Origin of the sequence: Clostridium sp. (genome assembly GCF_036646415.1) — a bacterium.
Lineage (GTDB): Bacteria > Bacillota > Clostridia > Clostridiales > Clostridiaceae > Clostridium_J.
This window is the reverse complement of sequence record NZ_JAVXMF010000020.1, coordinates 16,578-29,149: the sequence shown is the minus strand read 5'-3', so window position 1 is coordinate 29,149 and position 12,572 is coordinate 16,578. Positions and strand designations below refer to the sequence as shown.

The window sequence follows — 12,572 nt, the reverse complement described above, 5'->3', positions numbered from 1 at the left end:
ATAACAAGTGAGTGACAATAAAAAGTACTACTATCTAAAAATTAAAGATAATTTCTACGAAACAGAAGATATAAAAATACTACAAGCTATGGATAATGGATATTTATTCAGTGATATTTTAATGAAATTGTATCTAAAATCCTTAAAAACAGATGGTAAGTTAATGTTTAAAGAACATATACCTTACAATGCAAAAATGATTGCAACTATTACAGACCATAATGTTGCAATAGTAGAAAAATCCTTAGGTGTATTTAGTCAATTGGGTTTAATAGAAATTCTAGATAATGGCGCTATATTTATGCTAGATATTCAGAATTTCATAGGTCAAAGTAGTACTGAGGCTGATAGGAAGAGAGAATATAGAAGCAAGATAGAATATGAACGAAATATGAACTTGCTAGAAGAAAAAGTAGGACAAATGTCGGAGAAATGTCCCACCGAAATCTCTGAAACCATTGAAACTACACAACCAAATGGACAAATGTCGGACATTTCTCCACCAGAGTTAGAGAAAGAGATAGAGTTAGAGAAAGATATAGAGATAGATAATAGTATATCTAAAGATATACTTGTACCAAAAGATTTGGTACGAATACAAGAAACATGGAATTCGTTAGGCTTATCTCAAATTAAATCAATACAAGGTAATAGGAGTAAGTTGCTTAGAACTAGATTAAAAGAATATGGAATGGAGTCAGTTTTACAAGCTATAGAAAATGTTAGGCAAAGCAGTTTCCTAAAAGGTCAAAATAAAACTAGCTGGACAATAGCATTTGATTGGTTTATAAAGCCTAATAACTTTCCTAAGGTCCTGGAAGGTAACTATGATGATAAAAACAATAAAGGACCTTCCGGATCATCAAGTAGCATAGACAACCTAAAAGAATTGTGGGAGGAAAGTGACAATGACTAAAAACGAAACAATTAAGCTTTTAACACTATTATCAAGTAACTATAAAAGCATAGATGATAAATTGAAAGATAGAGACAAAGCTAAGATGTTACTTGAAACATGGTTCGAGTGTCTAGAGGATTTAGATTTCAACTTATGCATGATAGCAGCAAAGAAAGCAATAATGTCTAGTAGTTATCCTCCGACCATTCATGAAATCCGAAAGGCTGCAACTGAAATAGTTACTCCAGCGAGTGAGAATACATCTGCAATTGAACTTTGGAACGAAGCTTACAAGATGATTACTCGAGGAAGTTACATGACAGAGGACGATTTTGAAAAGCATAGTGAGGTTGTTAAAAGGTTCTTTGGGAGTGTCGGTCAAGTTAAAGAGCTAGCTAGAAGTGAACTAAGTATCGTAAATACAGTAACTAAAGGGCAGTTCCTTAAGCAGATAGAGGTGCTACAGACTAGAAAGAAAGAACAGGATCTATTGCCAGCTAGCATGAGGGAAACTATTAATCAGATTGCTAACAATGTACAAGCCAAACAAATAGAGGGGGAGTAGAATTGAAAATGCATGAATTGAAGATATTACCACAGTATTTTAAAGATGTTCAGAATGGGATTAAACCCTTTGAACTAAGGAAAAATGATAGAGATTTTAAAGTTGGTGACATATTAATTCTCAAAGAATATAAACAAGGATTAACAGATTCGACTGGACCAGAGAAAGTTACAGTACAAAAACAAGGATATACAGGGAGAAAAATAGAGAAAAGAATAACCTACATTTTAAAAGGCAGAGAATATGGTTTAAGCAAAGATTATGTAATTCTTGGGTTAGAAAACAACGTGATAAATTGCGGTGATAGCGAGTGTATATATAACAAGGGTTTGGAGTGCGTTAGAGGAGAAATACATGTACACGGAACGATGTGCGAAGATTATACAGAGGAAGGTGAATTTTAATTATGAAAAATCCAAAGAAACTAAAAAGGAGACATAAGGAGTTCTTAGCAGCACAGGGTTTTAAAAGTAATGATTTCTTAATTGAACGTGAAGATGCATGGAGTTATGTGTTTTATAACATTCATACAAAACAATTAATGGATATGAGGAGGTAGAAAGATGATTGATTTAAATAAAATAGTAAATGATACTTTAGTTCAAATGGAAGAAGAAAACTATGTTGAGAAGGTTGTTAAGTCTACATTAGAAAAAACTATAGCTAGTTTAGTTGAGGATGTATTTAGAAGTTATAGTGATTTTGGAAAAAATCTTAAAACTCACATAGAAGAAAATCTAAACATCAATTTTAGAAACTTAGGAATAGAAGGATATAACGGGCTAGTATTAGCAGCAGTACAGGAGCAACTAGATAAAGCAATAACTATTCAAGGGATAGACAAAATAAAAGAAAGCATGAATGACATGCTAAAGGATACTAAAGATGAGTATACACTTACAGAAATAATAGAAAAACTAAAAGGGGGATGTCTAAAGGAAGAATATGAATTTGATTATGATGAAAAAATTGAATTAATAATTGAGGATGGTGGTCATGGGTATAAACATATTTACATGGACGAAGAAGAAAAAGACGGAAAATATGAATGTGATTATCAAATTAGCTTAGACAAGGAAGGGAAGCCATATAGCATAAAGCTTAAAGGTGATGAGATAAATACTAAAAAAATAATGGGTGGTCTATATGGACTAGATAAACTCTTATTTAAGATATATTCTTCAGGAGCAAAGATTGTATTAGAGCAAGGAGAAAATTCAGAGGACTATGAGTATGAAACATATTATACTCATGAAGATTAGGAGGAGGTAATAAGTATGAATATATTATTAGGCTTAGGATTAGCCATTGTAGGGGTTTTAGTTCTCATGGGACACATAACACTTAAAAGCAAATTAAAGAGCGTAGAGGGGCAAATGGACAAGCAGAAAGACTATTGGAAGAGTGTCGAGTATAGTGTGGAGATTCAAAGTAATCAAATAACAAAGAAAATTGAAGAAAAAGCACAATTTGAAGAAAAGGCAATAGGTCAGTTAGCTCAGAATGTAGCTGCTTGTGGGTATGAGATAAAAGAAGCTAATTGGCAAGGGAAAGTAATAAATAATAATGTGTTGCAGTTAAGACAAAGTGATTTTGATATAGATGTAAATACAGAAGAAATTAAAAATCAAATAGAAGAAAGCACCAAGGAGATTAAGGCAGACATTAAGAGGAGTACACACACTATAGCAGTAACCCCATTGAAAATTCAGATTTAGGAGGTTGGGGAAATGACTAAGTGGGAAGAAATTAAGAAAACTCACAAAGGTGTAGAACTAGCAAGAATCATAGCTGAGGGATATGTAGAACTTGGGAATTATAAGTGCGTAGAAGAAAAATATGAAATAAGCCGTAAAAGATTAAGTAGCCAGGTAAGCAAGTATAAAGATGAACTTCAAGAAAAGTATCCGGAGCTTATGCAAAAATTTCACGAGGTAACTAAGAGCAACAATGGTATTAACCAGTACACAAAAGGCGAGAAAAGTAAACTGACAGAAAAAGAGAAAAAATGGGAACACATTAAGAACACATACGAAGGTATGGAGTTGTCCAAATACTTAATGGAGCAATACATCCTAGTTGGTAACGCAATGGCACTAGAGGGCATATATGGAGTTAAAAAGGCACATATATTGCTTACAATAAGAAAATATTCAAAGGAACTAGCTGAAGCAGAACCACACTTGACTAAGATGTTTGAAGATAAAGTTGAGTATAACAGGATATATGGCAACCGTATTGCAGCAGAAAAAAACAGTGGGGAGAGGGGTTTAACAACTTTCAAGCCGGAGTTTTTAGACAAGCTACCTAGGAAGATTGAATGTAGAAAATTTATAGACTACGTATTGGAGTTCAACACTGGATTTTCAACTGGGGAAAGATTGGTGAAATTAGCTAATCAAAGAGGTATACAAGTCTATGACATTATAAAGGGCAAAGAAAAAATAATTAAATTTTAGGAGGAACACAATGGAATATATAAACGAAATTAATATAAATCAAGCTATTATTCATATTCTGGATAATAATGCAGATGAACCGGTACTGAACGAATATCCTTTAGAATTAACAGAAAAGGTATACACATTTGTTTTTAAACACATACAGAAATGTTTAAAGGATGAAGAACTTAAGTATGCTATTTTCAATAAAGAAAGAAATATAGTGAAGGAAGTATCGAAAGAGTATTTAAATGGTGAGAATACCTTGATAAATGTATCAAAAGAGCTTGCGAGTCAAATGTTTAGATTAATGAGAAGTAAAGGAAACATTCCTTCTTGCGATTTGCTTACAGTAGCATTTACAACAGAGTGTGGTGCATTTTTAGGTATATTCAAGATGGACTATATTAAAAGCTATATGCATAATGTAGAGTTTATTGAAGGGCAAATAGGAATAGATATAATTCCTCAATTCAGAGGATTACCGTCTGGTGGTTCCAAAATACAAAAGTGTGCATTTATTAAAACTGTAGCTAGTGATAATGAGTATGATCTATTAGTTATAGATAAGCAAAGCAAGAAGGTTACAGAAGATAAAGATTATGGAGCTAACTATTTCATGGATAACTATTTAGGGTGCAAGATAATTGCTAACGACAGAGATAATACTAAAAACTTCATGAGAGGTACTGAAAATTTCATACAAAGGTTTGTAATTGAAGATGCAACTGCAGCTGAAAATATCAGAGGAAGAGTTAGAGAAAAATTAGCTAAAGATGATGAAATAAAGCTTGAAGATATAGCAAGTATGATGTGTGAAGGAAAAGAAAGTTATTTGTTGGATATGGCTAAGACTTGTGATAGTGAGTTTAAAATAGATAAGAAATATGTTGAAAAGAAACTTAAGAGGATAAGGCTTAAGGTTGATAGAGATATAGATATTTACATTAGCCAAGAAGCATATGAAGATTTTAACAAGTTTCAAATAGTTAAGAATGGTGATGGCAGTATTAATATGGTAATTAAACACATTATGGATTATGCAGAAAAGTAGGAAGTAACCATATATGAGGGCACAGTATTACTTTTGTGTTCTCATATGGGAATCAAATAATAATGAAAGAGGTGGAAACATGGGAAAAGTTATGATAAATATACCGCTAACAAAATATCTTAGTGAATTAACTAGAGAGTTTGGTGGAATAAAAAAATGTTATATAACTAAAACGAAGGGTGGACAAGTGTGGTTAAGTAGTGATGCTCCTGGTGATATATCCGAGGAGGACAGCGGAGAATTTAAAAATGAGATTGATTTTAGTGATTCTGATTTTTATATGAAACTTCCTAGATATGTATATATAAACTTCAACATTAAAAATGGTGAGATAAAGTCCTTGGAAGAGATTGTTAAAGATATTAAAAAATTAGAGAAGGAGAATGAAAGTAATGAATAAGACGATGTTATTAGGACGTGTAACTAAAGATATAGAATTGAGATTTGGAAAAGATGGTATGGCAATAGCTAAATTCAGTGTGGCAGTTAACAGAATGAAGAAAGGTGAAACTGATTTTATTAACTGTATAGCTTTCGGTAAAACTGCTGAAACCATAGCCAACTACATGAAAAAAGGTAGTCAAATAGGCATTGAAGGTCATATTCAAACTGGAAGTTACACCAATAAAGAAGGTAACAGGGTATATACAACAGATGTTATCGTGGACAGAATGGACTTTGTAGGTGGAGGAAATAACAATAATACCAATAACCAAAGCGGAGGACAACAAGGAATACCTTCGGATTATTTTGGTGGGGGAGATATGAGTCCAGTGGACGATGGTGAGATGCCATTTTAATTAAGGGGTGATTAGATGAAAGTAGATATAAAGAAGATTAAAACATCTATAACAATACTGACTTATCTAGTTACTTTTGAGTATGAGACTGCAAAGGGTTATAGACGAGAACAACAAAGATTAGTAAGCGTTATGGAAAGAAATGATCCTAAAGAAGTATTTGAAAGCTGGGTAAATAAAATAAGGACTATATTTAATGCAGAAATCCTAGGTATAGTTGAATTAAAAGAGCTAAAGAAAATAATTGAAATATAGCTTAATATTAATTATTCCATTAAGCCCTCTGTACACAGAGGTTGCATAGGTTAGGGGAAACTAGTCATTTCCTCTAACTACAAAAAGTGATGAGGTAAAGCATAAAATCCCCTCGCCAATGTGCTATACGGTTTAGACTATGGCAAAGGAACTCCCTATTATAGGTAAGCCTTAATAACGGTTTCCTTAACAACTTAGACAATTTGAGTTGTTAGGGTGATGGAATTGTTAATAGAAAATACATTATTAGGAGAAATAAACAAAGAAGAAAAAGCTATACAAAGAATAGTTGAATTTCAAAATAAGCAAGCAGATAAAAGGAATATTATAGCCTTTAGTGGTGGTAAGGATAGTATAGTTCTTAAGCACTTAATACAACGTGCTGGAATAGAGTGTGAGTTTATTTATAGCCAAACTAGCGTAGATCCACCAGAGTTGATTTATTACATTAGGGAACATCATAAAGATGTTAAATTTCAATCTTATGGAAAGTTTAAGGATACTCAGCAGACAATAACAATGTGGAACTTGATACCTAGAAAATTAATGCCACCAAGCAGAATGGTTAGATATTGTTGTGACTTCATGAAGGAGAGAACAGGAGAAGAAGGAGACACTGTTTTCTTAGGAGTTAGGTGGGCAGAAGGTAGCAAGAGAAGTAAGCAAAGTATGGTTGGCTTTTGGAAAGGGAAAACAGTAGTAAGACCAATGATTGAATGGACAGATGAAGATATTTGGGAATATATCCATAAGTATAATTTGCCTTATTGTAAGTTATATGATCAAGGATTTAAGCGGATTGGTTGCATTGGATGTCCTTTAAGTTCTAATCAAAAACGAGAATTAGAATTATATCCTAAGATTAAGGCTAATTACATTAGAGCTTTTGACAAAATGTTAGTAGAGAGACATAGGAAAGGTAAAGTATGCAAGTGGGAAACTGGTGAAGAGGTAATGAAATGGTGGATAGGTGAAGCAACTAAGACGAAGCAAATAGAGGGTCAGTGTTCATTCATGGGAGATTAATTCATAAGAGGTGTAAAAATGAGAAGGCTTAGTAATATGGGCGGAGGACAGTTTGAATATGATCCTTTACTCTTAGATAAGAAAAACAACAAAAGAGAAATGTATTTTGAAAAGTGCTTGGAAGGTTTAGAAAATTTAATTGATGTACTAGGAACTGAGTATGTAAAAGAAGGTTTAGGAATTAAGGAAAACTTTGAAAAAGACATAATAAGAAAGATGATGCTTAAGAGAATATAGAGAATAGTCTGTAGAAATTATGAAATAGATGGAGGGGTGAGAAAATGGCTATAGGATTGATTGATGTTGATAGTAAAATACCGAATTTGGCATTAATGAAAATATCTAGTTACTATAAAAACTTAGGAGAAGAAGTAGAATTTGTAAAAGATCATAAAGAATATGAAAAAATATATGCTTCAGCAATATTTACTAAATCAAAGGGAAAATGTTTAGAACTCCAGGAGCAACATGGCAAAAAACTCGAGTTAGGTGGCACTGGCTGGAATTACAATAGTCAACTTAAAGAAGAAATAGAAAATATAGTACCAGACTATGATCTTTATAGTGCAGAAGAAATCGCAAGTAGAATGAAAGGTATAGGAACCAAGAAGCATAAGCTTAAAAAGGCTACAGAGATAGTTAACGCAGGCATGGGATTTACTTCAAGAGGTTGCGTGAGAGAGTGTGGATTTTGTTTTGTACCTAAAAAAGAGGGAACATTTCATCATGTGGCAGAAATTAAGGATTTAATCAATCCTAAAAGCAATATTTTAATACTTCATGATAACAACCTTACTGCAGATCCTAATTGTATAAAGAAGCTGCATGAGATAAGGGACAGAAAACTAATTGTAGACATAAATCAAGGGTGTGACGTAAGGCTAATAAATGAAGATATAGCCAAAGCTTTAGGGGAAGTTAAACACCTTAGGAGCTTACATTATGCATGGGATCTAATGGGATTTGAAAATCAAGTTATGGAAGGAATAAAAACTCTTAGTAAATATATAAAACCTTATAAACACATGTGTTTTATGTTGGTGGGATACAATACGACCTTTGAAGAGGATATGTATAGATTCACAAAATTAAGAGAAATGAAAGTAGACCCTTTTGTGATGGTGTACAATCAGATTCCAGATAAAAGGCTAAAGCATTTTGCTAGGTGGGTAAATTCAAGAATTTATAAGAGTTGTGCATGGGAAGAGTATGAACCTTGGATAAAAGCTCAACTTGATTATTTTCAAATGAAATTTATATAAGAGGTGAGATTATGATAAAACTTAAAAATATAAACCTAGAAAATATAACAATAGTGGAACAAATTAAGAAGGTTGGAGAAGAACACTGTGAGTTTGTTACTGCAATTGTAAGCGGTGACAGTAGCAATGCTATAGAAGAGTTCTTTGACCTTGTACAAGCTAGTTTGGGAGCATTAGACAAGATGGGGTTATCAGCAGAATATGTAATGCAGCAGTATCCAAAGCATTTGGAGAAGTTAAAGAGTAGACCGAGGGTTAAAGAATAGTCTGTATATATTGCGAAGGAAATTGGAGGGGTTAAATATGAATAAAGATTATATTGAAAAGTTTATAGACATTGTAGAAAACTATTCGCCTAAATGTTTTATAAATAGAAATAATGAATTGATTGTTGAACCAAAAAACAATATTTATTTTAGGTTAGAAGATATAGAAACTGAATTAGAATTGAAATGTAAGGTTCTTGCTTGGTTATCAAGACCGAGTTGTAAAGGGGTTAGTAGATATTGGCAAAAGAGAATTAGAACTATTATAAATGAGTTTCTATGTACTGAATTTACAGTTGATGAAATGGAATTGATTTATACTTATTTAGGGAATGATTGCAATAGAAATAAATCAATCGAGTTCATTAAAGCTAATTATGATTTAAAGATACTCAATGCGTAATTCAATTATAACATGAATTAGTAAGGGTTTAGGACAACTCTATATCCTTACTAATTGTATACAATAAAATTGAGTAAAATTGAAGGGGCGAGAACATGAAATTTAAATGGTTTAAGAAAAAAGAAGAAACGCCAGTTCATAAATGCAAATATGGTAAATCTTTAGGAAAGTATTACAAGTTATATAGAACGCAATATGTTAATTGCTTTGATGAGGTTATCGTATTTGATAGAAAGCAATGTGAATGTGGTAATTATTTAGATGTACCAATTAGCAAAGAAGAATTTAAACCCACTATTGCAAGAAGTTCTTACGATAAAGAAATAAATGATTATATAAATAAGTTAAGAAAACTCGGAATAAAAGATGAAATAGAATTGAATTTACAGACAGGATTGATATCTGATAGAAGATGGATGAGGTGATTATATGAGAATAAAGTTTGCAGATGCAGAGCTGAAAAATGTGCTTAAGAATCTAACGATATTGATAGATACACGTGAACAGGCTAATGAGCACGTGATAGAGTTTTTCGATAAAAAGAAAATCCCATACAAGGTTAAGAAATTGGACTTCGGGGACTATGGATGCATGATACCAGCTGGAAGTTTTGAAGGACAAGAGAGAGAAATTTACTTTGATAGAGATGTAGTAATTGAGAGAAAGAACGGAATAGATGAACTCTGTGGCAACTTAAAAGATGATACAAGGATATTAAAGGAGTTAGCACATCTAAATAAATATGATATTAAATATTATGTGTTTTTAGAAGATGGTAATTTTGATAACAACGTAAGGAATGGCAATTATAGAAGTGAGTATCAGCCTAAGAGTCTATATGCAAGATTAAAGACTATCGAAGCAAGGTATAACACGATTATTCGACCTATTGACAAGCAATTCATGGGTAGTGAGATATATAACACCTTTTACTATTATGTGCGTGAGGTTCTTAAGAATAAGGGGTTTATTGAAGAGGAGGAGATGCAACATGAAAGCAGCAATTAGAGATAATAAAGCACATTGTCCAATATGCGGTGAACATGATTATAAGATAGCTAGTTACAAAGAAGTCTATGCAGAAGATGAAAAAGTTGTTGAGTTTAGCTGCAGATGTGTGAAATGTGATAGTAGATTTACTTATTTGTGTAAGTTGGGTATGGAAAGTGATAAAAGATTTGTAGTTGATGAAGATGTTGTGGAGGTAGCTGATGAGTAGAGAGATTAAGTTTAGAGCTTGGGACAATGTAGAAAACAAAATGTATTACACAGGTGAAGAAGATAGTACATTCTTTGCATTTGACAGTAATGGTATAGTTGCAACCAAATTATCAGATGAACCATTAGAGGAGTGCGATTCGTTGGATCACCTTATATATATGCAATACACAGGCTTGAAGGATAAGAATGGGAAAGTGATTTATGAGGGTGATATATTAAAAGATGATAAAGGCCTTGTTTATGAAATAGTGTGGGGAAATGATTTGTTATGGTTAGCGAAGACTAAGGAAATACATTGCAATTGTTATTGTCCTAGAGGTGTTTCAAAAAGAGCTGAAGTAATAGGCAACATCTACGAGGATAAGGAATTATTGGAGGGGTAAAGATGGAAAATATAGCTGGGATATTACTTATACTTCTGATCATATTCATAATATATTGCATCATTGAATGGCTTACACTACCGAGTAAAGTTAAAGGAATAGAAGAACAACTTAAAAGAATAGCTGATAAATTGGAGGGGTAAGGAATGAGTAAATTTCAATTGGATTTAAGTTATAAAAATTGTTGTATTTTAAAACATTCTTTAAGAGATAAAGTACAAATGAAAGAAGAAAATATCAGAGTTTCAGATGCAAATTATGTTTCCTATACAGAGGATTTAACAAATGAAGAGTATCTCAAGGAACTAGAAGAAGAAAAAAGAGCTTTAGCAGCAATAACAGAGGAAATTGACATGGAAAAAGCAAGAAAGTGGCATATGCATTAAGGAGTTGATTATATGAATAGGCTCGATAGAATCAAAGACATTGAATATAAAATCATTGATATTAAAAAGCAACTAAAGGATTTAGAAGAAACATATATCAAAGCTTATGCTCCAAAGGAATATAGTAGTGGTACAAGCTATAATGATTATGACACGATCCATGGTGGTAAAAAGGAATTTTATATAGAAAGTTATTATGATGAAAAGAAGAGGTTGGAAACACTTTTAGGATTAACAGAAGAAGTTTTACTAAGTCTTAAGAGGAAAATTGATACTAATGAGTACTTAAACCTATTAACTACTAATGCTCAGAAGGTTAAGTTTCTAAGGGTGGTAAAAGGGTTTACACAGGTTAAAACTGCGGAATTGATAGGAATAAGTGAAAGAACAGTACAAAATATAGAGAGCAAATATAAATAATTTTAAGACTAGGGAAACCTAGTCTTTTTTTATGTATGACATCATGAAGAATGTTTGCTAAAAAGTGTTACCACATTACTAATGAATATTAGTAGTATGACATTTGATTACTCTCCCAATTTGTCACCTTCATTCTCCCAATCTTTCACCCATGACTCCCAATTTGTCACCTTTACTCCCAATCGTTCACCTTTGAGTGCTTGTACATTAGTAAAATCAAGGGGTTTCAGCTTCCTAAAATAACTATTATAATAAATATATATAATAATAGTATATATATAATAAGTTTCATTCGTGGGCGTATGAAACTAGCTCTTCATTTTTCACTTCTTTTTAAATTTATAGGTGAATTATATACAGAGTTATTCACATGTTAAAACAGAAGATGTATAATTATATTAAGGAAGTGGTAGTGGGTGGATGATTCAAGTAGAAATACTCAATTAGCGAATGAAATATTAATGGAATTAATTACAACATATAAAGAAAATCAAATAAGAATATTCTTAGCAACTATAAATAAAGCATTAGTACAACATTATGCAATCAAAAGAGATACAGATTCCGAAGATGATATAGATACCATGGAAAGTTATTGCACTTTAGAAGTGGACATACCTTTAGGGTTCTATAAAGAGTATGGAGCGAGAAAAAACTATACTAGACAAGAATGGAATGAATTGATAAGAAGTATTATGTTACCTATTACAATAAAAGAAGAAGGTAGAGAAAGAATAATTAATCTTATAGATGAAATTGATTTTGATTATGAAACAAATAATTTTCATATATTATTTGATGAAAATTATTTTGAATATGTTTTACTATTTAGAGAAAGCAGCTATACAGTTATAGATCTGGGCGAAATAAAACAATTAAGTGGCAAATTTGAAATAGGGTTATATTTAGCTATGTGGCAATTTATACAAACAGGTAAGCGACTATTCACAACAGATAGTTGCAAAAGATATTTTAATTGTAGAGCATTTGAAAATAAAACACTTATGAAAGAATTAAGAAAAGCTGTTAAAAATATAAATGCTAAAATGGGGTACAAAATTGAACTTAGCACAATTATAAATAACAAAACTATAACAAATATAATGTTAGAATTCCACATAGGTAAAAGAAAAGTATAATAATTTAAAACTTGCGTCTAAAGTTGCGTGTTCAATTCGTGGTAATGCAATTT

At 31.9% G+C, this 12,572-nt stretch carries 24 protein-coding genes; all 24 read left to right on the top strand.

Features of this window, described 5'->3' with window-relative positions; genetic code table 11:
* Window positions 1-7: 7 nt before the first annotated feature.
* The 24 genes from RSD37_RS12665 to RSD37_RS12550 all read left to right on the top strand — a co-directional run bounded on the left by RSD37_RS12665 (window position 8) and on the right by RSD37_RS12550 (window position 12,519).
* Window positions 8-916 carry a phage replisome organizer N-terminal domain-containing protein gene (locus tag RSD37_RS12665; protein WP_346947109.1) on the top strand — a complete coding sequence of 303 codons (909 nt, stop codon included), beginning with the start codon at window positions 8-10 and terminating at the stop codon, window positions 914-916.
* Window positions 909-1,463: a replicative helicase loader/inhibitor gene (locus tag RSD37_RS12660; RefSeq protein ID WP_346947108.1), complete on the top strand. Its 555-nt coding sequence runs from the start codon at window positions 909-911 to the stop codon at window positions 1,461-1,463. The genes RSD37_RS12665 and RSD37_RS12660 overlap by 8 nt, the downstream gene beginning before the upstream one ends.
* Before the next feature lie 8 nt (window positions 1,464-1,471).
* Window positions 1,472-1,867, top strand: coding sequence for an ASCH/PUA domain-containing protein (locus tag RSD37_RS12655; RefSeq protein WP_346947140.1), 396 nt, complete (start codon window positions 1,472-1,474; stop codon window positions 1,865-1,867).
* A 2-nt stretch (window positions 1,868-1,869) separates the two neighbouring features.
* Window positions 1,870-2,022, top strand: a complete 153-nt coding sequence (locus tag RSD37_RS12650; RefSeq protein ID WP_346947107.1) for a hypothetical protein — start codon at window positions 1,870-1,872, stop codon at window positions 2,020-2,022.
* A gap of 4 nt (window positions 2,023-2,026) precedes the next feature.
* The gene (locus RSD37_RS12645; protein ID WP_346947106.1) at window positions 2,027-2,725 is read left to right on the top strand and encodes a hypothetical protein; all 699 of its coding nucleotides are present in this window, start codon (window positions 2,027-2,029) and stop codon (window positions 2,723-2,725) included.
* A gap of 15 nt (window positions 2,726-2,740) precedes the next feature.
* A complete protein-coding gene (locus RSD37_RS12640; RefSeq protein ID WP_346947105.1) occupies window positions 2,741-3,181 on the top strand; it encodes a hypothetical protein in 441 nt (146 codons plus the stop codon).
* Between the two features lie 12 nt (window positions 3,182-3,193).
* Window positions 3,194-3,922: a hypothetical protein gene (locus RSD37_RS12635; protein ID WP_346947104.1), complete on the top strand. Its 729-nt coding sequence runs from the start codon at window positions 3,194-3,196 to the stop codon at window positions 3,920-3,922.
* 10 nt (window positions 3,923-3,932) lie between these two features.
* Complete coding sequence (locus RSD37_RS12630) at window positions 3,933-4,958, top strand: nucleoid-associated protein (RefSeq protein ID WP_346947103.1); 1,026 nt, start codon at window positions 3,933-3,935, stop codon at window positions 4,956-4,958.
* A gap of 79 nt (window positions 4,959-5,037) precedes the next feature.
* Window positions 5,038-5,358, top strand: a complete 321-nt coding sequence (locus tag RSD37_RS12625) for a hypothetical protein (RefSeq protein WP_346947102.1) — start codon at window positions 5,038-5,040, stop codon at window positions 5,356-5,358.
* Entirely contained in the window at window positions 5,351-5,758 is a 408-nt protein-coding gene (locus tag RSD37_RS12620) for a single-stranded DNA-binding protein (protein WP_346947101.1), read from the top strand. Before RSD37_RS12625 ends, RSD37_RS12620 begins: the two co-directional genes overlap by 8 nt.
* A 15-nt stretch (window positions 5,759-5,773) precedes the next feature.
* Window positions 5,774-6,013 carry a hypothetical protein gene (locus RSD37_RS12615; RefSeq protein ID WP_346947100.1) on the top strand — a complete coding sequence of 80 codons (240 nt, stop codon included), beginning with the start codon at window positions 5,774-5,776 and terminating at the stop codon, window positions 6,011-6,013.
* A gap of 225 nt (window positions 6,014-6,238) precedes the next feature.
* Window positions 6,239-7,039 carry a phosphoadenosine phosphosulfate reductase family protein gene (locus tag RSD37_RS12610; RefSeq protein WP_346947099.1) on the top strand — a complete coding sequence of 267 codons (801 nt, stop codon included), beginning with the start codon at window positions 6,239-6,241 and terminating at the stop codon, window positions 7,037-7,039.
* An 18-nt stretch (window positions 7,040-7,057) separates the two neighbouring features.
* Window positions 7,058-7,276, top strand: a complete 219-nt coding sequence (locus RSD37_RS12605) for a hypothetical protein (RefSeq protein WP_346947098.1) — start codon at window positions 7,058-7,060, stop codon at window positions 7,274-7,276.
* A 44-nt stretch (window positions 7,277-7,320) separates the two neighbouring features.
* Window positions 7,321-8,301, top strand: a complete 981-nt coding sequence (locus RSD37_RS12600) for a radical SAM protein (protein WP_346947097.1) — start codon at window positions 7,321-7,323, stop codon at window positions 8,299-8,301.
* 11 nt (window positions 8,302-8,312) lie between these two features.
* Window positions 8,313-8,567: a hypothetical protein gene (locus tag RSD37_RS12595; RefSeq protein ID WP_346947096.1), complete on the top strand. Its 255-nt coding sequence runs from the start codon at window positions 8,313-8,315 to the stop codon at window positions 8,565-8,567.
* 37 nt (window positions 8,568-8,604) lie between these two features.
* Entirely contained in the window at window positions 8,605-8,970 is a 366-nt protein-coding gene (locus RSD37_RS12590; protein ID WP_346947095.1) for a hypothetical protein, read from the top strand.
* A 95-nt stretch (window positions 8,971-9,065) separates the two neighbouring features.
* On the top strand, window positions 9,066-9,395 hold the full coding sequence (locus RSD37_RS12585; protein ID WP_346947094.1) for a hypothetical protein: 330 nt from the start codon (window positions 9,066-9,068) through the stop codon (window positions 9,393-9,395).
* 4 nt (window positions 9,396-9,399) lie between these two features.
* Window positions 9,400-9,978 carry an ERCC4 domain-containing protein gene (locus RSD37_RS12580; protein WP_346947093.1) on the top strand — a complete coding sequence of 193 codons (579 nt, stop codon included), beginning with the start codon at window positions 9,400-9,402 and terminating at the stop codon, window positions 9,976-9,978.
* Window positions 9,962-10,189 carry a hypothetical protein gene (locus RSD37_RS12575; protein WP_346947092.1) on the top strand — a complete coding sequence of 76 codons (228 nt, stop codon included), beginning with the start codon at window positions 9,962-9,964 and terminating at the stop codon, window positions 10,187-10,189. Before RSD37_RS12580 ends, RSD37_RS12575 begins: the two co-directional genes overlap by 17 nt.
* Window positions 10,182-10,574, top strand: a complete 393-nt coding sequence (locus tag RSD37_RS12570) for a YopX family protein (protein ID WP_346947091.1) — start codon at window positions 10,182-10,184, stop codon at window positions 10,572-10,574. The genes RSD37_RS12575 and RSD37_RS12570 overlap by 8 nt, the downstream gene beginning before the upstream one ends.
* A 2-nt stretch (window positions 10,575-10,576) precedes the next feature.
* On the top strand, window positions 10,577-10,717 hold the full coding sequence (locus RSD37_RS12565) for a hypothetical protein (protein WP_346947090.1): 141 nt from the start codon (window positions 10,577-10,579) through the stop codon (window positions 10,715-10,717).
* A gap of 3 nt (window positions 10,718-10,720) precedes the next feature.
* The gene (locus RSD37_RS12560) at window positions 10,721-10,960 is read left to right on the top strand and encodes a hypothetical protein (protein ID WP_346947089.1); all 240 of its coding nucleotides are present in this window, start codon (window positions 10,721-10,723) and stop codon (window positions 10,958-10,960) included.
* Window positions 10,961-10,972: 12 nt separating this feature from the next.
* Window positions 10,973-11,380: a hypothetical protein gene (locus RSD37_RS12555; protein WP_346947088.1), complete on the top strand. Its 408-nt coding sequence runs from the start codon at window positions 10,973-10,975 to the stop codon at window positions 11,378-11,380.
* Window positions 11,381-11,796: 416 nt separating this feature from the next.
* Window positions 11,797-12,519 (top strand): hypothetical protein, encoded by a 723-nt coding sequence (locus RSD37_RS12550; protein ID WP_346947087.1) that lies wholly within the window; start codon window positions 11,797-11,799, stop codon window positions 12,517-12,519.
* The last annotated feature ends 53 nt before the right edge of the window (window positions 12,520-12,572 follow it).